General features: G+C 49.1%; 19 protein-coding genes. 5 read left to right on the plus strand and 14 right to left on the minus strand.

All coding sequences use genetic code 11. The features are described from left to right. Positions 1 to 177: 177 nt before the first annotated feature. The 7 genes from H065_RS0116055 to rph all read right to left on the minus strand — a co-directional run bounded on the left by H065_RS0116055 (position 178) and on the right by rph (position 7,532). The gene (locus H065_RS0116055) at positions 178 to 1,053 is read right to left on the minus strand and encodes an STM4011 family radical SAM protein (protein ID WP_026136286.1); all 876 of its coding nucleotides are present in this window, start codon (positions 1,051 to 1,053) and stop codon (positions 178 to 180) included. Positions 1,054 to 1,267: 214 nt separating this feature from the next. Continuing rightward, positions 1,268 to 2,707: an STM4012 family radical SAM protein gene (locus tag H065_RS0116060; RefSeq protein WP_017814106.1), complete on the minus strand. Its 1,440-nt coding sequence runs from the start codon at positions 2,705 to 2,707 to the stop codon at positions 1,268 to 1,270. Positions 2,708 to 2,752: 45 nt separating this feature from the next. Continuing rightward, positions 2,753 to 3,538, minus strand: coding sequence for an STM4013/SEN3800 family hydrolase (locus tag H065_RS0116065; RefSeq protein WP_017814107.1), 786 nt, complete (start codon positions 3,536 to 3,538; stop codon positions 2,753 to 2,755). Positions 3,539 to 3,544: 6 nt separating this feature from the next. After that, complete coding sequence (locus H065_RS0116070; protein ID WP_152425919.1) at positions 3,545 to 4,981, minus strand: STM4014 family protein; 1,437 nt, start codon at positions 4,979 to 4,981, stop codon at positions 3,545 to 3,547. Further along, positions 4,954 to 5,796, minus strand: a complete 843-nt coding sequence (locus tag H065_RS0116075; protein ID WP_017814109.1) for an STM4015 family protein — start codon at positions 5,794 to 5,796, stop codon at positions 4,954 to 4,956. The genes H065_RS0116070 and H065_RS0116075 overlap by 28 nt, the downstream gene beginning before the upstream one ends. A 354-nt stretch (positions 5,797 to 6,150) precedes the next feature. After that, positions 6,151 to 6,777 carry an XTP/dITP diphosphatase gene (locus H065_RS0116080; protein ID WP_017814110.1) on the minus strand — a complete coding sequence of 209 codons (627 nt, stop codon included), beginning with the start codon at positions 6,775 to 6,777 and terminating at the stop codon, positions 6,151 to 6,153. Further along, positions 6,774 to 7,532 carry a ribonuclease PH gene (gene rph, locus H065_RS0116085; protein ID WP_017814111.1) on the minus strand — a complete coding sequence of 253 codons (759 nt, stop codon included), beginning with the start codon at positions 7,530 to 7,532 and terminating at the stop codon, positions 6,774 to 6,776. Before rph ends, H065_RS0116080 begins: the two co-directional genes overlap by 4 nt. Before the next feature lie 262 nt (positions 7,533 to 7,794). On the opposite strand from rph, the gene H065_RS0116090 reads away from it, so the two are divergent. Further along, a complete protein-coding gene (locus H065_RS0116090) occupies positions 7,795 to 8,382 on the plus strand; it encodes a phosphatidylglycerophosphatase A family protein (protein ID WP_017814112.1) in 588 nt (195 codons plus the stop codon). A gap of 251 nt (positions 8,383 to 8,633) precedes the next feature. Here the strand turns inward: H065_RS0116090 and H065_RS0116095 are convergent, their stop codons facing one another. Continuing rightward, a complete protein-coding gene (locus H065_RS0116095) occupies positions 8,634 to 9,290 on the minus strand; it encodes a hypothetical protein (protein WP_017814113.1) in 657 nt (218 codons plus the stop codon). Positions 9,291 to 9,449: 159 nt separating this feature from the next. On the opposite strand from H065_RS0116095, the gene H065_RS0116100 reads away from it, so the two are divergent. From H065_RS0116100 to H065_RS0116110, 3 genes are all read left to right on the plus strand, one after another. Beyond that, entirely contained in the window at positions 9,450 to 10,427 is a 978-nt protein-coding gene (locus H065_RS0116100) for an arsenic resistance protein (RefSeq protein WP_017814114.1), read from the plus strand. A gap of 95 nt (positions 10,428 to 10,522) precedes the next feature. Then, positions 10,523 to 10,948 (plus strand): hypothetical protein, encoded by a 426-nt coding sequence (locus H065_RS0116105; protein WP_017814115.1) that lies wholly within the window; start codon positions 10,523 to 10,525, stop codon positions 10,946 to 10,948. Positions 10,949 to 10,986: 38 nt separating this feature from the next. Next, positions 10,987 to 11,658, plus strand: coding sequence for a DUF2306 domain-containing protein (locus H065_RS0116110; protein ID WP_017814116.1), 672 nt, complete (start codon positions 10,987 to 10,989; stop codon positions 11,656 to 11,658). A gap of 185 nt (positions 11,659 to 11,843) precedes the next feature. On the opposite strand, the gene H065_RS0116115 is transcribed toward H065_RS0116110, so the two are convergent. From H065_RS0116115 to H065_RS0116130, 3 genes are all read right to left on the minus strand, one after another. Next, entirely contained in the window at positions 11,844 to 12,824 is a 981-nt protein-coding gene (locus H065_RS0116115) for an MBL fold metallo-hydrolase (RefSeq protein WP_017814117.1), read from the minus strand. 178 nt (positions 12,825 to 13,002) lie between these two features. After that, the gene (locus tag H065_RS27435; protein ID WP_017814119.1) at positions 13,003 to 13,596 is read right to left on the minus strand and encodes a hypothetical protein; all 594 of its coding nucleotides are present in this window, start codon (positions 13,594 to 13,596) and stop codon (positions 13,003 to 13,005) included. 252 nt (positions 13,597 to 13,848) lie between these two features. Further along, positions 13,849 to 14,280: a hypothetical protein gene (locus H065_RS0116130; RefSeq protein ID WP_017814120.1), complete on the minus strand. Its 432-nt coding sequence runs from the start codon at positions 14,278 to 14,280 to the stop codon at positions 13,849 to 13,851. A gap of 845 nt (positions 14,281 to 15,125) precedes the next feature. On the opposite strand from H065_RS0116130, the gene H065_RS0116135 reads away from it, so the two are divergent. Next, complete coding sequence (locus H065_RS0116135; protein ID WP_017814121.1) at positions 15,126 to 15,878, plus strand: DeoR/GlpR family DNA-binding transcription regulator; 753 nt, start codon at positions 15,126 to 15,128, stop codon at positions 15,876 to 15,878. Positions 15,879 to 16,143: 265 nt separating this feature from the next. On the opposite strand, the gene fba is transcribed toward H065_RS0116135, so the two are convergent. From fba to iolD, 3 genes are read right to left on the minus strand one after another with little or no spacing between them, the layout of a single operon-like run. Next, positions 16,144 to 17,025, minus strand: a complete 882-nt coding sequence (gene fba, locus H065_RS0116140; protein WP_017814122.1) for a class II fructose-1,6-bisphosphate aldolase — start codon at positions 17,023 to 17,025, stop codon at positions 16,144 to 16,146. Between the two features lie 29 nt (positions 17,026 to 17,054). Further along, positions 17,055 to 17,921: a sugar phosphate isomerase/epimerase family protein gene (locus tag H065_RS0116145; RefSeq protein WP_017814123.1), complete on the minus strand. Its 867-nt coding sequence runs from the start codon at positions 17,919 to 17,921 to the stop codon at positions 17,055 to 17,057. Between the two features lie 23 nt (positions 17,922 to 17,944). Then, positions 17,945 to 19,858: a 3D-(3,5/4)-trihydroxycyclohexane-1,2-dione acylhydrolase (decyclizing) gene (iolD, locus tag H065_RS0116150; RefSeq protein ID WP_017814124.1), complete on the minus strand. Its 1,914-nt coding sequence runs from the start codon at positions 19,856 to 19,858 to the stop codon at positions 17,945 to 17,947. Positions 19,859 to 19,879 lie beyond the last annotated feature (21 nt).

Consider the following 19,879-nt stretch of genomic DNA (forward strand, 5'->3'; position numbering starts at 1 on the left):
TTAGCCTGTTACTGTTATTGGGACGTTATTGCTATTGATAGGGTGTAATAGTTATAGCAGTCGGTACAATGTAAGGTTGATCAGCATGCTCGGTCTGCATTTGCATCGACCTATTCGCATAGGGATCAATAATCTATCAGTGAATCTAGTGAACCTACTAGTAAATCTAATGTGCATTTATCTGTCTATGTGATGAATATAACCAGTCGGAATACGCTCCAGTATACTTTTGCCGTAAATGTCCGCAAACGGCTGATCCGGCATGTGGATATATCCAATATAGCAGCCGCATTGCTTCATTCCGCAGGGACGTACACCCGCAATATCGCGCAGACTGCGCCGGTAGATATTGGCGATCACCCGCTTGTCCTGATAGCAGCGCTTCACCATGCCATTCCCCTGTATATAAAATACATTCTGTCCAGCCAGACAGTATTGCCCCAGACTGTCGTAATCACGCAAATTATACTCAAAATAGGGATCGATCTGCTGCAGCTCAGAGACTTCTTCCGGCCGATAATATGCCGGACGATCCTTGAATGCATTAATCCAGACATATACATCTTCCGGCAGACGGGCACGCAGCGAGCGGATCGCCGGGAACGCTTCGCGCAGACCGACGATTCCTGCACTAAAGGATATCCCCTGCTCATGCAGCCGCATCCCCTGCCCCACAAAAAAATCCTCACTTGTCTGTCCCGGATGGTAGGTCGCCCAAAAGGCTGCTGTGCTGCGGTTCAGATCAGTTGTCCAATCCAGCTTGACCGACAGATTGGTCTGAATGGCTACCTTGTCCACATGCGGCAGATGAGACAGCTCTACCATCGCCCTCCGGTACCAACCATGTACCAACCCTTCTCCATATGGATTGAAAAAGATAGACAATCGATTCCCAGCCTGCTCCTGTTCGCGAACCCACTGCACAAATTGTTCCAGCTGCTGCCGATCCCGCAGCAGTGTCTCCCGGCTGTCTACCGTCTTGCTGAATGGGCAATAAGGACAGGCATAATTGCAGGAAGACAGACTACCACGGTAATACAGGGAAAAGGACAGCTCCTGCGGTACCGCTTCTACAGCGGAATGGTTGTTATGCTGCTCGGCTCCGATGACTTTACTCCCGCTATTTAGAACAGAAGCATATTCGCGCATATCCTTTTTCCCCTTTCTATAAATAATGTGCATCGTCTTGTTGTTCCGATTGGATTATAGTGAGCCATTGGCTTCAGCATAATATCCAGCCCTATCAGTTGCTGCATTGCCCAAATCTTCATTGTCCAACATAGCTTTCCATCAATGCATAGACCTCCGGTGAGATCAGCCAGTCGCCAATGCTGTCCGAATAAGCCAGCCCTTCACGGGTCAGTCGAAGTACTTTGGTCGATATAGTGGATGAATCCACACTTCCTGAATCATATTCAGACGTTGAATATGAAGAAACGACCATTTCGGCAAGTCCGGTCCAGATCAGATGATGCAGATCTGGCAGATCGTCCAGCGGTGATGTACCGAATCGCTGGTGATAATCGGACAGCTCCAGACCTTCTCGATGCAAAATGGCTTTGAGGACAAAGCGACGCTTGCGCTCCTGCTCATTCAGCGCGAACCCATAATCGGCGTTGTCATAGCGCTCTGCCGCTACATAATCGGCAATAATGCTGCGGGTAGCGGCTGTACTCACTCCATAACGCGAAGCATAATGTACATCCTGCGTATAAGAACGTGCGCCGCATCCAAGTCCCGCCATCCCTTCTTCCTGACAGCTATAGGGCAGCAGCTCCTTGGATGAATGGAATTCCCGGGCAAACCGGCGCATGGAATACTGGGTGTATCCTGCCGCTTCAAGCCGATCTACAGCCGCCCGATACAGCTGCAAACGGATATCCTGTTCCAGTCCGGTCTGACCCGGTTTGAGAATCGTATTCTCACGGACATACAATGGATAGAGGAATATCTCGCCCGGCTCATATGATAATGCCTGCTCCACCGAATACAGCCATGATTCCACGGTCTGTCCCGGTAATCCATAAATCAGATCCACATTCAGCAGAGGAAACTGATAGTCTGTCAGCATATCCAGCGCCTGACGTACCAGTGCCGGCTTTTGCGGACGGTAAATAGCGGCACTCTCGGCTTCGATAAAGCTCTGAATCCCCATGCTGACCCGGTCGGTTCCGCGGCGCTTCAGAATCTCCAGGCGCTCCGGTGTAACGGTATCCGGTGATGTTTCCACCGAAATAGACGCCTGGGCCGGGTTTAGTCCCATCACATTCTCGGCAATATCAAACAGCCGCTCCAGCTGTTCCGGAGCTAGTAGTGTCGGTGTACCTCCACCGATCGCAAACCGGGAGAACGGCCGTCCCGACATGATCGGTGCCCACTGACGAGCCTGACGTTCCAGGGCATCTACGTATTCTTTATGTACATCTGCCCGCTTGTCCGGCAGGGTAAACAGATTGCAGAATCCGCAGCGCGCCGCGCAGAACGGAATATGCATATACAAAAAATAGCTGTCCAGCTGTTCTTTTGACCATAAGGATTGGAGGGAATAAGGAGGGTCCAGTTCACGGTATGCCGTCTTGTGCGGATAGGAATACAAATACGAACGATAAGGGGCTTCGGTAATCTGGCGGTTCCATTCCTGCAGTTCAGACGTCCATTCCAGAGGGGATAAGGCATGGGGCGGTAATTGTGTAGGCTCCTGATTCATGGTGTAACACTCCTTTTTGTACGTTCTAGCTCACTGTGGTGCCTGTTACAGGAAAAATTCACGATACGGCACATTCCAGACCACCTCGTGCGCGAGCCGGTGACCTTCATATCCATCTTCGCCATAAGCCGTGCCATGATCGGAGAAAACGAGACAGAAGACCGGACGCTGACGATTCCGCAGCGCTTCAAACAACCGTCCCAGCTCACCATCCACATAACGCAGAGCAGCCCGCTGACTGTCGACCGAATCGTAATGAGTACCGGGAATAAAATAATGATTGGGTCCATGGATCGCAGACACATTCATAAACAAAAACAGCTTTTGCTGCTCATCCGCGCCATCCAGCAGCTTGAGGGCATGGTTCACCTGATTCTCTGTTGAACGCGGATTGGTGACGCCAAAGTTCATGCGCCAGTAGCTTTCCTGGAAGTAACCGGGCAGCACTTTGGATAATTTATTTTTTTTGGTAAAAAAGATCACGCCGCCGATACAGATCGTGCGGTATCCCTCCTGGGCGAGCCCGGATACAATATCCGGCGCATCAAATAGCCATGTGTTGGGATGGGTACGCAGTCCGCTGTTTTTACCGTGAAACAGCCGCACATGGGAAGCCTTATCCGTATTGGCAGGTGTCGGCAAAAAGCCTCCAAAAAAAGCATGATGCGCTGCATAGGTGAAGCTGCCCGGCGTATGCCGCTTCTCCCAGGAGCCTGATCCGCACAGATTGGGACAGTTTTCTTCTTCCAATTTGGCGACATCATAGCGCAGCGTATCCAGCGTAATCATCACGATATCGTGGCTGCCTACCACTTCATTCATATTAATCATGTTATATTAATTCCTTTCCAGCCAGCGGGCGAGCTCCCATTCATAGGCGCCCATCTCCTGATGCTGTACATAATAAAGCAAATCACCAAACGGATTCACATCTGCGATCAGCGGCATACCTCCACCGGCAGGCACAAGCACATCCATACCCGCACAAAAAGAACCCGGAAATGCAGCAAGACCAGCCAGTGCCGTAGTACGGATATTTTCCCTGATCGCTGCGGACAGACCGGTTTGCTCCAGCAACATCCGTTCATTGCGCAGATGCAGATTCGTTATGGGTGTCCGGCTAAGTCGTACTACCGCATGGCCAGCCTGTGCGCCGCAGACAAGCTGGCGTATATCATAAGCTTTGCCATCCAGCATGTCCTTGCTGATCCAGCGCTCCACATGCATGCCTTCCTGTCCTACCCAGTCCATGATCTGACGGATTGTCCCATGATCGGTATATCGCCGAAGTCTGCCGGAATTATAGATAACCGTCTCTCCGTTCCACTGCTCGATACCTACTGTAGTCGAAGCAATCTCTGCACCTGTGCGGGGATGATACTGGTAAGCAATCACACCTGACGCACCGGACCCGCAGAACAGTTTAACAAATACGCGATGTACCTGTCGCCGCTCCATGAGCTGCCGCAGCGAATCATAGCTGTTGGGCATCTCTGTATACGATGAAGCCAGCACACCCGGTACCTTTACGCCTGCCTGATCCAGCCAGTTCGAGCAGCGGCGTTTGTCGAACATAATAGCGGCTTCGGCCGGATCATTCATCCAGCTGGCATGAGGCAGATCACGCTGCACTTGCACATGCAGCCAGGACAGCAGTCGGCACCAGCCGCGGAACCACTGGGCCGGATACAGCACTCGTCCATGATACGGCTCCAGCCGCCTCGCGAGCATTGCCGAAATCGAACTTCCCTGTGTGTACGCAGGCAGTGGCAGCAGATCATCATCGATCCAGCCTTCCGCATCGTCTGCTCCCAGTGCAATCAGTCCACGTTCTACCGCTATATTCTCGCCAGGTGCATCCAGCCGCAGGGTGAGCAAGCCGGATAGCTGACTAGCTGTCCATCCCTGCTTCTCTTCATCATTATCCATGTGCATCCTGTGATCAGACCATTCATTATTGTCCAAAGAGACAGGAGGCGCCGATTCAGCTGCTTTTCCGTTTCCTGCCAAACCATGTTTATCCATGAAAGGAAACGAAGAATCTGTCTGAATAAGTCGATGATTATCCTGCCGCCGAATCAGACTTTCCAATAGATCAATGAGGCGATCTCCTGCACGAATCGCCTGCAGCAACCGGATATAGGGAACTTCCAGCGCAGCAGGCTGTCCATGATACTGCAGAGCCTGCTGCCAGCCGGTCGTCCGTCTATTGCCGGGATTACCGAACAGAATCGTATAAGAACGCATTACTCCGTCAGCGACGGATAACGCCAATCATCATCCAGATCCTGCTGATCGTCGAGTGTGACATTTACTCCGCTGTTGCGCCATTTGAGCACCAGGCTATCCGACATATAATGATAATTCAGATTAAGATGCTTCAAGCTCCGCACCGCTTCGCTATTTAGCAGCGCTTCTCCGCCTTTGTCCGTTAATGTGCCTTCGGACAGATCCAGCTCTTCCAGTTGCTGCACTACCGGTGCATTAGCTGCGGCAATCGCAATCTCATCCTGTAGCTCACTGTCTTTGAGTCCCAGAGAGGTCAGTTTGGGAAATGGATTCTCGTACAGGAAAGGTAGAATATCCTTTTCTAAATTCCCGTCAAATCCGTAGTCGTCCACTCCCAGATACAATTCCAGCTTGCGCAGTTCGGGCAGGTTGGCCTTATGAATCGATTGCAGAACCGAAGCTGACAAGCCGCCACAGATAATCGTCAGTTCCTGCAAGCGCGCATGTTCCAGCGGTTCCAGCTCCAGACTGCTGCTGCCTTTGATTATAAAGGACTCCAGCTGCGGATAAGCAGCCAGCAGTGGGCCCAGATTGGACTGATTGATCCAGGATACTTCACATTCTTCATTGCTCATATCTCCGATAAACAGTTTGCGCAGATTCGGAAAGCGGCTGCTCGATTCTATCAATACAGGCAGGAAGCTATCCGGCGACTCTTCATAGGCGGCTCCCCAATCACCGATTAACAGACTGGTAAGCGATTGGCTTTTTTCGTCGTCCTGTGCAAGTTCTTCAATCAGGGGAGCCAGAGTTGCTCCATCTTCGTAGGCATCAAAATCCAGACTCAATTTGATTTCCATTATGTATTCCTCCGTTTCATATACTGATAAGCGAGTAACGCGCTGATAACAACCATTTTACATGAGTAAGCAGTTATAAATCAAAGACTTCGAGCGGATTGGAGTTGATTTATTTTTGTTTACGATCAAACTGAACATTTCACTAACCTATCCTGTTTTTAATAGATTCGCTGTCTCTTTTAACCAGCTTACTCTACTACTATCTTCAGCTCGTATATTTTCAGGTTGCCATACCAAAAAAAGCTGTACAACCCTCGAGGGCTGTACAGCTTTTAAATTAGAAACTTACCTGAATCGAACAAGAATAACAAGAGTCTGGTATCTATCGATTAGGCTGCTTCCAGAATCAATCCATTATTGTTCCAACTGGGCAACCAGACTGCGCAGTGCAGCGCCTCGGTGGCTGATACTCTGCTTCTGCTCCATGGTCAGATCAGCCATGGTCTTCTCCTCCGAAGGAACATAGAACAGCGGATCATAGCCAAATCCCTTGCTGCCTGACGGCTCGGACGTAATCCATCCTTCGACGGTTCCTTCGGCAGTCAGTGTCTCGCAAGTCGCCGGATCATACAGTGCCAGGCTGCACACAAAACGTGCCGTACTAAGCAGCGACTGTTCCGTATCCTCGCCCAGCTGCAGCTGCTCCAGCGCATCTAGTAGCTTGGCATTATTATCCGCATCGGTTGCCTGTTCCCCGGCATAACGTGCCGAATATACACCTGGCGCTCCGTCGAGACGGTCTACACAGAGACCCGAGTCGTCTGCTAATACAGGCACACCCAGCGCATCAGCGACTGTTTTGGCTTTTTTGAACGCATTCTCGGCAAAAGTCGTACCATCTTCCACAATCTCCGGCAGATCCGGATAATCAAACATACTGCGCACTTCCAGTCCATATGGAGCCAGAGCGTGCGTAAATTCCAGTACTTTACCTTTATTTCGGGTCGCAACAATAACGGTATTGCCGCTCACCTTTTTCATACCTGTGCGCCTGCCTGTCCGCTCGTGATTTTGAGCGCGATCGGGCCGAGGATTTCTTTTTGCAGCTCAATCATCTGCTGAATGCCCTGTTCTCCAAGCTCCAGCATCTGGTCCAGCTCCTTGCGGGTAAATGGACGATCTTCGCCTGTTCCCTGAAGCTCTACAAATTCACCGGTACCGGTCATAACGACGTTCATATCGACTTTGGCTTTGGAATCTTCTTCATAGTTCAGATCCAGTACAGCGCGGTCGCCTACGATACCTACGCTGACTGAAGCCAGATAATCGGTAATCGGGAAACGTGCCAGCTTGTGCTGTACCGCCAGTTTGTCCATCGCCATCGCAAGTGCAACAAATGATCCGGTAATCGAAGTCGTACGTGTACCGCCATCCGCCTGGATCACGTCACAGTCTACCGTAATCGTACGCTCGCCGAGTGCCTGCAAATCTACGATCGAGCGCAGTGCGCGTCCGATCAGACGCTGGATTTCCATTGTGCGTCCGCCCAGTTTGCCTTTGGCGGCTTCACGCTGGTTACGTGTCTGTGTTGCGCGCGGGAGCATCGAGTACTCGGCGGTTACCCAGCCTCTGCCCTGTCCTTTCATGAAATGAGGAACACGTTCCTCGACCGAAGCCGTGCACAGTACTTTGGTATCGCCTACTTCGATGTACACGGAACCTTCCGCGTATTTATTGACATTGGGTGTTATTTTCAAAGGGCGCAATTCGTTCTGCTGCCGTCCGTTGATTCTCATGGTTGTCTGCCTCCTGCTTCTTATTTCGCATCCTTATTCTAACAAACCTCTCTCCTAAAAGCACCCTTAACCGTGAATTGACCGGAATCCACTATAAATAACCTCTCTCCGGTGCCTTCCAATTCCACTCTATTATCATCTGGTTAGCATAAGGTACACACAGGTTAATATATCCCATATATACGGCTGTACGCGATTTGGACAGAGATTCTGCCGACCTGCGAACAGCCAGCTACAGTTCTATAGAGAGAGGTGTATTCATATGGAAAACAACGAATCCGGCAAAATGCCTTATAGTCTGCATAGTCTGAATGTAGAGCAGGCGACCCGGGAATGGCTGACCAAGCGTGGAGTCAGTATACGCGAAATTGCGGAGCTGGTCCTTTTTCTCCAGCAGAGCTATTATCCGGATCTGACGATGGAGGAATGCGAGCAGAGCGTCAACAAAGTATTGATGAAGCGCGAAGTACAGAATGCACTGCTGACCGGAGTACAATTGGATATTCTCGCAGAAAAAGGGCAGCTGATCTCGCCGCTGCAGGAGATGATCGAGAATGATGAAGGATTGTACGGAGTCGATGAGATTCTGGCCTTTGCCATTGTAAATGTATACGGCAGTATCGGGTTCACCAACTATGGCTATATCGACAAACTGAAACCTGGCGTACTCGGACGACTGAACGACAAGAGTCTGGGACCGATCCATACCTTCTTTGACGATATTGTCGGTGCGATTGCAGCCGCAGCCAGCAGCCGGATTGCCCACGGACGGCAGATGGATAATGAGCAGCATGTCGTCGATACCGCCCAGATCGAACTGCCGGAAGATGACGAGGCAAGCGAGCATTAAAGATAACCAGGTAAAGATACACAACCTGGAAAAGCAGCTATCCCTAAGACCCTTTTCGCAGCTGAAGACTGGACTTTTGCCGTATCTTATCTCGTAAGGGTAGCAAAAATAAAGCGAAATTAGCTGCACAGAACAAACCAGCTTGAATCTCAGCAAAATACACCTGCTGCTATAACATCACTATAGCAGCAGGTGTATTTTGTGTTTTTTGATCGATTTATTCCTAATTATAAATAAGTTTTTGTCCTATACTATCGTGGCAACGGTGGTGGATCTTCCTCGTGCTTCGGTTCCTCTGTCACCCGGTGAGTGAGCTTGATATCCGGGCTGCGCCAGCGATAACGCTGCTCCTCACGTTCTTGGCGTTCCTTGCCTTCACTCGATATCCATTTGAGTACGAGCAGCCAGATGAGGCACACAGCCGTAAATACATAGATCAGACGCATTGGCAGAAGTCCTGCATAATTGCGGATCAGCATACCTGATAGCAGCAACAATTCCAGCACCGGAAACAGCAGTACCGAAAGAAAACGAGAAGGCAGCTGCTGTCCATGACGCTTGCGAACAATCAGCGTAGGAATGATATAGGCCAGAGTAATATACAGTGCAATCAGGGCAAATCCATTACTAAGTCGTCCACCATACGTGGTGAACGGGATAAAAGCCGCCGACCATCCCTGGCGTAGACCAATATTAAGCAGACTCATTACGCCCTGCACGACTGTTACGGCAAGACCTGTATAGACGAGTCCGGAGCGCCAGCGATGCCAGATTAAACGTTTGTTATCAGACAGCATCGACATACTGCCAAATATTCCGATCATTGCCGCAATCAGCAATGCTAAATAAGCGAATAAGCGTAATCCCTGTACAATCAGATCTATTGCCATGCTGTCTGCATTGTTCATGGTGTGTGCCCCTTTCGTAGCCTGGGCTATAATAGTGTGTTTATTGTAAAAGAGATAGCTTAAGATACGATGAAAAAGCAATTAATTCCAGTTAAATCCTGTCTGGGTGATAAAACGTTGTATGATATAATCGAACAAAAACAAAAGGAGCCCCTGCGCTTGATTACAAGAGAAACTCTCGAACGTCAACAAATTGGGATTTATCTGCTGCTGCTTGTACTCGGTATCCTGATTGGTACTTTTGCGCCTGCGGGCGGAGCGACACTGGACATACTCCTGTCTCCTTTGCTGGCGATATTGTTGTACAGCATGTTTGTACAGATCCCTTTTATACATATCAGAAAAAGCATGGGCAATGCAATATTCATGACTGCCCTGCTGCTTGTTAATTTTGTAATCGTACCGCTGGTTGTCTGGCTGCTGATCACGCTGTTTCCTCAGCCCACACCGGCTCTGATCGGGATCTGCCTTGTTCTGCTGACCCCCTGTATTGATTATGTGATCGTCTTTACCGGACTGGGACGCGGCAATGAACAGCTGATGCTGGCAGCGACACCACTGCTCCTTATTGTACAGCTGATTCTGCTGCCATTCTACCTTAGCCTTTTTATCGGTACATCGGCGGCGGGAATGATGCAAACCGGGCCTTTTATTTCTACATTTATTATGCTGATCCTGATTCCGCTACTACTGGCGATTGCTACCCAGCTATGGGCCAAACGAAAACAAGCAGGCAGTCAATGGCAGCAGCTGACCGCCTGGCTGCCGGTTCCGTTGATGGGACTGGTATTGTTCGTTATTACGGCTTCGCAGATTCACCGCGTGTACGAAGATATCCAGGTCGTCCTCGGTGTGCTGCCGATCTATGTAATATTCGCAATTGTCATGCCTGCAGCAGCAAGTCTGATTGCGCGGCTCTTCCGGCTGGATATCGGTGCAGGCCGGGCGCTGATCTTCAGCTCAAGCACACGCAATTCACTGGTTGTACTGCCGCTGGCTCTGGCACTGCCTCCGTCATGGGCACTTACTGCAGCAGCCGTGATCGTCACCCAGACGATGGTCGAACTGATAGCGGAGCTGATCTATATCCGGATTGTTCCTTCGCTGCTGCTGCGCTCACGGACTTCTGAGCAGTAGAGGCTCCCAGCGGGTAATGAAAAAGAGAATCCTGTCTAACCATCCCAGCATATCCTGATAGATCCCAATTCACCTTAACGATAGGAGTGGCCTGCATGTCGGACGAAGTTCACCGGATACACAAAGTTCCTTTTAGCAAAATCAGCGGTCTGCTGAATATCAGGCAAAAAATCGTAAATGTCTATCCCGACCACGTTAACAAGATGGTCATTGTCGAGACGGAAAAGCTGTCCCGCAAAGTCGACACCGTCGTTATAGAGGTCAAAAACAACTATCTCGATATCCGTAAAATGACCGCCGCCGAGTACAACCAGCGGCCCTATGAACCCCATGTGGCAGACAAACTCAAAGCACTGCTCGATGATGCCGAACGAGATGCCCTGCTGCACAGTCTCCAGCATACGATACGTCATACGGAGATTCAGCTGGATCACGAATCGTCTCCTCAGCTCCGGGAGCAAAGCGAGCAGTTTCTGAGCCATGCCCGGCGAGCGCTGTCCAAGCTGACCGATGGTGCCTGAGATACCCTGCAACAAATAATGATGACACGAGGTTGCTGATGAATAAATCAATTCGGCAGCTGCTGTATATGCTGCTGCTTGCATTTGCACTGATTTATACGATATATACACTGTACCTGAATCTGTTCCTCGATCCTGGAGCAGCCGATTTTCTGATTCACAAAACAGAGGAAAACCGTCCGCAGAACATACCGCTCTGGCTTAATATTATGTACATTCATGTTATTGCAGCCTGTCTCGCTATGGTAAGCGGCGCACTGAATTTCTCATCCTATTTGCTTCGTCGATACCGCCGCTGGCACCGAGTAAATGGTTATTTGTATATATTCGCTGTGCTGATTGTTGATCTGACGTCCGGGTATCTCGCTCCTTATGCGACAGGCAGCAAGATAACGAGTATTCCATTCAATCTGGTGAACATCGCATGGCTATGGATTACGATTACTGCGTTGGTGCAGATCAAGCGTGGCAATCTATTCCGGCATCGCCGCTGGATGGTGCGCAGTTATGTATTCTGCTTTACGAATATGTTTATTCACGGAATTAGTCTGATCGGCCAGCATCTATTGGGAATGGAATACAGACTGAGTTATATTTGCGGGGTATATGGAGCAATTGTGGTCAATATCGTCATAGCTGAATTCATAAATCGTACTCTTTTCCGCCATCCAGTAGCTATGACCAGGTTAACCACTGAACCAAACAAGTAACGGGATCGTTAATCGACAAAAAGGGCTCCCATAACGGAAGCCCTTTTTGTTGTATTTACTATTGTACAATCCGGTAATTCATATTCTGCCAATACATATAGAACGACCTTATCCGTTCCTGTACGGTACTACTCTATAAGCACACTGTTAATCATAGCGGTGATGATTCTCTGCTTACCCCTGATTTACTTTGCCGAAAACGTAATGATCCCGTTCTGTTCCTGACGCTGTGCACGTCCCAGACGTTCCAGCTCTACCAGATGGGCCAGTGTCTCCGACATAGCGAATCGCAGTTGATGCAGAGTCAGCTCATTATTAAACAGACTGCTGCATACTTCGTAACCGGTGCAGGACTTCTCGCGTATCCGCTCTTCCATCGCCTGCAGCCGTTCTTCATGATGCAGCAATAGCTTCTCTGTACGTTCACGGAAATGGGTGAATGGACGACGGTGTCCCGGATAAGCCAGCTCTACTTCATACTGTCCAAGCTCACGCAGTCCAATCAGATATGATTCCAGCGGCGACGGATCGCTACCGGGTACCAGACTGATATTGGGCGAGATCTGCGGCAGTACCGCATCGCCGCAAAATAGAAGACGCTGATCCGGCTGGTAAAAGGAAATATGACCTGCTGCATGGCCAGATGTCTCGATCGTCTCCCATAGGCGCCCGCCAATCTCCAACGGCTGTCCTGGCTCGATCAGACTCACTTCAGGCTGCGGCATCACCTGCGGCACAAAGCTGTCCAGATGGTCAGGCAGCCGGGAAGTGATCTCCTCCGGCATCCCGTGACTGGCAAACAGCTGTACCAGATCCTGTGCAGCCGTATTACCCGGCGCCCAGGAACGGTTGGCTTCTGCCAGTGCACGTGCAGAGATCCAGACCGGCATATCGCCCTTCTCCTGGAACCAACCGGACAAACCATAATGATCCGGATGATGATGGGTCAGTACAATGGAACGAATCGCGCTAATCGGAATATCCAGTGTCTGGAGTACCTGCTGCCAGGCCTGCTCATTTACTTCCGAGCGCGGACCCGGATCAATAATACTGTAGCCTGTACTGTCGCCGATCACATAGCTGTTGACCCAGCGCAGCGGATAGGACATGGCTATTTTCACCTGGATGATACCCTGTTCATCCCGGGTGATTTCAGGTAATTGCATAATAATGTAAGCCTCCATCCGGATAATATGCAGAAGATTCTGCTACAATATTTTCATCTTAGCATAGTTATACAGAGGGCACTAGAGAAGGCATACAGACCTGTTGATCGCTTTGCAGATGCCCGTTCTGCTGCGTTCGACTGGATAATCCCAATTTATATAGAGCAGGCATCCATGCTTATTTGGATGTAACCGGTACAACAAATGTAGCTTCATGCAGCTTGAGCTCCGAATCGTAATGAGAGACATACACAGTTACCGTATCCGACTTCTCACTGAATGCATAGGTCCATATCCCGTGTTGCAGACGATGATCTTGATTCCCCAGTGCACTGCCGGACGTCTCCATACTGGGGAGATGGACAGGATACGTGGCGTCTCCTGTCTGGCTATGCTGATTGCTCACTTCAAAGTTTGCTTTGGAAAATTCCAATCCGAGACCTGCTCCGTGCTGGCTATCGTCAAAGCCTGTATTCCTGTAGCTATAGTCCATCACCAGCACCTGATTCACCTGACGAACCTTGCTGTCATAATCGTTTTTGGCTGCACGGGCAGTTGTCGGATAGACTGCATTGACCGTAAATTCCCACTCACCATCCACTTTCCATATTTCTCCCGCTCGATAAATATGATTGGCTGCAGCGTTCGCTTGGGTCGAAGTTGGCGAAAAGACATTTGTCTTGGTCGGCATCATCACGAATAGACTAACTATCACTCCTGCGAGCAGTACCGACAGGGCAAATATAGTCCATTTTTTCTTTTTGAAATTCATTGTATTATAGTCCCTTCTTCCATTCTTCCATAAAGAAGTGCAAAAAAATTGTTTGGCAAAAGTACCGGCCCACCAATTCCTGTCTGCACTTTTACCATTCTAGTCTCTGTATTCAAGCAATTCGTTAAAAACTGGTTAAAGCAGCTATGTAAATATAAGCCCAGAACGCACGAAAACCCTTCTGTTTCACCTATGTATGCGACCATCAGGTGAATGTCAAAAGGGTTTTTCTCGTAATCGTACTACCATTGCTCAATAGCTTTCTTCCCAAGGATTGAACATTTCGTGCTTGAAGTAAGTGGTATCTGCTGCTTTTTCTTCCCAGTTCCACATTTTTTGGCTAGCTTTTTCGATTTCTTCATTTTTGATTTCGCGGATTTGATCCAGGATGGTGTAATCTTTGCCCATCTCTTTTTGATGTTCCCAGATAACGAACATGATGCTGTCGAGGCTGTCACCATAACCGACGATGTTTACTTTACCAGCGTGATCGTTCAGTCCTACATTGAAGAAATCATTAGTAACGATATATTTGTCATTTTCCATGTGGTAGATAGCAGCCCATTGTTCTACTTCATTTGTTCCTTTTGTTGTTTCAGTATTTTCTACGAAACGGAACCAACCTCCAGATACCGGTTTTGCTTTCTCCATAATTTTCACGTCAGTCAGTTGATTGTAATTCATAGGTTAATCCCCCTTAGTTTATGTTCATCATTAGTTTTGGTAATTGTTGGTGTATCCGATCGTTCATGCGCCTTTGTGCTTGTTAATTAGTTTATCGGAAAATTCTGCATATTATTTATAGCATTTTCCTCACATTCGCGCTTTTCCGACAATTTATTTAATGTTTTGCGTTTTTGTTGGTGTCTTAAGTATGCCTCTGGTACCACTATTTGCACAATAGGAAATGGTTCTTAATACTTAATAGTAATTGGTCATGCATATCCTACTATTTTCCGGTACAGCCGGGATTGCGTAATTACTATATTTTTAACCAGAGAGAATTGAACAAATCCGAAAACACTGATTTAATCAAATTTAATACAAAATTACTAGAAATAAGATACTTTTTGAGTCTATACGTCAGGAACTATATCTATTATTCGCCACCATCCAGAATTTGGTTTACCTTAAATCCCAATTTGCCGGAAAAGGCTGCTGGATCGTCGATATAGTCCTATTCCTAACGTATATGCTCCACTTCCAAATCATGACGTAAAAAAGCTGTATATTTACTGATTGGATCAAGTCATTTTAGGCTGCAATTCCGACTATTTTATTGATTTTGTATCAATCTATGCCGCTTATAGCCGGTTCCGGGTCTATTTATAGAGGGGGATAGGAAGGTTGGGACCACCAGGCCGGTTCCGAATTGGAGGCGGAATCGTTTTTTGATTTGTAATCGCCTGCCCTGGGCACGTACAATGTAGGAAGAGATCTACAGGATTCGGATTTCAATACAGGGTTAAAATACCCTTACCCGAATAATCGATGACTTTTCGTAAAATTGACATTAGGAGAATAAGTACATGATCAAAACGCAGCGGATTAATCAAATTAAAGAATATGTATTCGAACATGACTCCGTATCATTGGAAGAACTGGTCGAGCATTTTGGGGTATCGATGAATACGATTCGCCGGGATGTAAGTGCCCTGGTGAAGACCGGCATTCTCAAAAAAGTATATGGCGGCGTATCGGTGAATCATTCCAAGCTGATTGTATTCGACGAACGCAAGGACCATAACCTGACCAAAAAGCAGGAAATCGGTCAGCTGGCTGCGCAGTTTGTGGAAGATGGCGACGTTATCTTCGTGGACTCCGGTACAACTACGCTGGAGCTATTACCTTATATCAAAGACAAACAACTGACGGTCGTTACGAATAATTTTGACTTCATTCATCAGGCGAGAACTTCGCCTAATCTGACCATTTTCTCAACCGGCGGAATGTTTGAACGGAAAACCGATTCTTTTGTAGGCTTTCAGAGTGTAGAACTGCTCAATAAATACAATATCAATAAAGCATTCATCGCTTCTACCGGTATCTCAATCGCCAACGGTGTCACCAACTCGTCTCCGCTGGAGACCGATATCAAAACTACCGTCGTTAACAAAAGTTCCAATGTGCTGCTCATGATTGATGACAGCAAGTTTGATAAATATGCACTAACTACCTACTGTGCGCTAAGCGATATCGATTATCTGATCACCAACAGCCAGCCTGGCGAGGAGTATCAGCATTATGCCGCCCAGCATCAGATTACGATTGTAACGCCATAATCTCTCACTTATCCCTGTCTTTTCTTCAATAAACGGGTACGTATAGAGACCATTAGTAGGAAGCGGTTACAGATACAAAGTATGCCCAATCCAAAAAGCCTTTCTACACGTTGCGGTACGATTACCGCAGGTCAGAAAGGCTTTTTGAATTGCTATTTAAATGGATATTCATATTTCCTACCCAAGCTCTGCTAGCCTAGCCTATAGAACTCACGGCAACTACTGGCACAAAATAAAAGCTACCTTGTTCAGCTTATCTATCTGCCTATTCTGCAATCTTCTCCTGCAGACGGCTGGCTTTGCCACTGGAGCCAAATTCGCGGATTTTGGCCTGGGCGGCTTCCCGAATGGCTTCACGGGCAGGAGTTAGGATTTTGCGCGGCTCGGTAGTATCCAGATCTTCGGCGAGTGTACGGCGAAGCTGCAGGGACCAGGCAGTAATACATTCCGTATTGATATTTACTTTGGCATGCCCCAGCTCTATCGCCCGGTGCAGCTGGTGAAGAGGGATTCCCGAAGCGCCGTGCAGCACCAGCGGGATGCCCACTGCCCGGGAAATCTCCTCCATCTCTTTGAATCCCAGCTTGGGTTCACCGACATATTTACCATGCACCGATCCAAGGGCAGCTGCCAGCGCATCAATACCGGTCTCTTCGACCAACTGTGTGCATTCCTGCAGGTCGGCATACTGGATACCACCGATCAGGCCGTCTTCCATGCCTCCGACTGTACCCACTTCCGCTTCGACCGATACGCCAGCTGAACGCGCATACTGGACAACCTGCCAGGTATCCCGGATATTGGTTGCGATTGGATCATGGGAGCCGTCATACATTACCGAGGAGAATCCGGCGTCGATCGCCTGGCGGCAGCTGTCTACTGTCTTGCCATGATCCAGATGGAGAGCAACCGGTACGGTGATTCCTTTGTCCTCGATCAGTACATTGACCATGGTCGCTACCATTCGATAGCCGCCCAGGAAATCGATCAGACGGTCCGACGCAGCGACGATAACAGGTGCATTCTCCGCCTGTGCAGCTTCCAGTATCGCATGTGCCCAGGATAATCCGTTTACGTTGAACTGACCGACGGCGCACTGCTCCTGTCTGGCCTGCTGCAGCATTTCCTTCATTGATACCAGAGCCATATGATTACCTCCATTCTGCTGTGCCCGGATCAGGCCAGTCTCAATCCTTCCTTCATCTTCTTCAGCATCAGTGCACTGGATTCTTCCGGACGATCACTATAGGCAAATACGGCATTGGTTGCGATACCGTCAAATTTCATTTCGCGAAGCTTGCGGAACAGGGTATCAAAGTCTACATCGCCTTCCCCGATATTCAGATGCTGATGCACGGTTACCTGGGCATCCGGCGGATTGATAATATAGCGTAGCCCGTAAGCGGCTTTGTGGTTAAAGGTATCCGCGAACAATACATGATCCACCAGATCGCCGGCTTCATCAAGCATCTTGGCAATATCACCTACACCGTCATCATAGAAGAACGTATGGGCAACCGAATATACCAGTTTGATCCATGGCTGATCCAGCGCACGGATCATATCGATCGCACCGGTGTTGGTCTCGATAAAGTCATACGGGTGGGCTTGCAGATTCAGACGCACCCCTTCCTTTTCAAAAACAGGAATCAGCTCATCCATCGACTTGACGAATTTCTCCTCCGAAGCCAGCGCTTCGTATTTGGAACCGCTAAATTCGCTGTTCATCAGATCCACGTCCAGCTCGACAGCTACTTCAATCGCTCGCTTCCAGTTGCGTACAGCTGCCTGGCGACGTTCTTCATCGGGTCCTGCCCAGTGATAAAGCGGCAGCAGCGAGGACAGCTTGACACCGGCTTCACTCATCCATTTTTTGACCTGCTTGATCTTTTGCTTGTCTACCCGCGGATATTTGTAAAATGGACAAAAGTCCTCACGCGGCGACAGCTCGATATATTCGTAGCCCATATCCGCTACTTTGAAGATCATTTCCTCCAGTGATAAGGAATCCCGAAAATGCGTAGGATCGTAAGCCAGCTTCATGATAGTTCCTCCCTGTTCTGCAATTAGTATTGTTTGGATTTCTCCAGCATCTTCTGCTTGTGCTCATAGGCCTGACGGATACTGTCTTTGTCGGAGACTTCGGCTACTCCGACATGCCACCAGCTGTCATAACCATCGGTCATGGTTTTCGGGAGTACTTTCATCTCGATCAGTGTAGAGACATTTTGTTGTTTGGCATCTGCCAGAGCAGCCTGAAGTTCTTCGACCGTGTTGGCACGGTACGTCTTGGCCCCGTAACCTTCGGCGACTTTGGCATAATCGATATTCATAATCTGCTGGTCCGCATTCCGAAATTCACAATAGTAACTGCCACTGCCATGATCCATCTGCAGATTGTTGATACAGCCAAAGCCGGAATTGTCGAACAGCAGGATATTGATTTTGTGCTGATACTGGATCGCCGTGATCAGCTCGGAGTGCAGCATGAGGAAGCTGCCGTCACCGACGATGGAATATACTTCACGATCCGGATTGGCTAGTTTGATCCCGAGTGCACCGGACACCTCGTAACCCATACAGGAATACCCGTATTCCAGATGGTACGTATTTGGTACGGTCGGATTCCAGGCACGCTGCAGATCACCTGGCAGTGAGCCTGCCGAGGACAGGATAATACTGTCGGGAGCAATCGCATCATTGATGGCAATCAGCGCAGTAGTCTGTGTCAGTTCGGTACCGAGCGCATCCGCATATTCATTCAGGATATCCTGGGAGAAGTGATTCTTCACTTCCGGCGTGAATCCCGAGCGCTGGAACTTCACTTTGCCCAGACGGTCACGTTCTGCATCCCACTGCTGCTTGAGTTCGGCAATTGCCGGAGCAAAATCGCTCTTGTAACCATCCAGCCGCTCAAGCAGTCTAGCCAGTGTCGTCTTCGCATCTGCAACTACCTGCACTGCGTCCAGCTTGTATGCCTGCAGCCGGCTGACATTAATATTCAGGAAGCGGGTATTGTCAAAGTCAAAAGCCGTCTTGGATGACGTCGCAAAGTCGGTATACCGCGTACCGATCCCGATTACCAGATCTGCCTGTCTGGCTGCTGTATTGGCTGCCAGTGTACCGGTGATGCCCATGCCGCCCAGATTGTTTTTAAATGTATACTCGACTGCCGATTTGCCGGCCTGGGTCTCAACCAGCGGAATATCATACTTTTCGGAAAAGGCGATCAGCTCTTCTCTCGCTTCCGCATACTTGACTCCTCCACCGACCAGGATCAGCGGTTTGCGGCTGCTGCGGATAATCTCTTCGGCTGCCTGCAGTTCACGCTCGCTCGGTTCGAGACGGTCGATATAATGCACCCTCTTCTGGAAAAAAGACTCTTCATAATCAAAAGCTTCCGATTCTGTATCCTGGCAGATGCAGATCGTAACCGGACCGCTGCGCGCCGGATCGGTCAATACTTCAAAACCGCGGAGCAGACTGCTCATCAGCTGCTCCGGACGAGTAACACGATCCCAGTAACGGGATACCGGCTTGAGCGCATCATTGGTCGTTACAGCAGCGCTGTATTCCTGCTCTACCTGCTGGAGTACAGGGTCCGGCTGACGTGTGGCAAATGTATCTGCCGGCAGCAGCAGCACCGGAATATTGTTGGCCAGTGCTGTACCTGCTGCTGTCACCAGATTGGCTGATCCCGGACCCGATGATGTAGAGACGGCGTAGATTTTCTGGCGCAACTTTTCCTTGCTGTAAGCAAGGGCAGCATGAGCCATCCCCTGCTCATTTTTGCCCTGGAATACTTTGAGGTGACCCGGGTCCTGCTCGAGTGCCTGACCGATGCCAAGCACGTTGCCGTGTCCAAATACAGTGAAGATTCCTTCCACAAATGGAGTTTCCCGTCCATCGATATGAATATACTGCTGATTCAGAAATTTAATCAGCGCTTGTGCAGTCGTTAATCTGATCTTGTTTCCCATATGTGCCTCCACCTTTGATTG

It is taken from the genome of Paenibacillus shenyangensis (assembly GCF_000346635.1).
Lineage (GTDB): Bacteria > Bacillota > Bacilli > Paenibacillales > Paenibacillaceae > Saccharibacillus > Saccharibacillus dauci.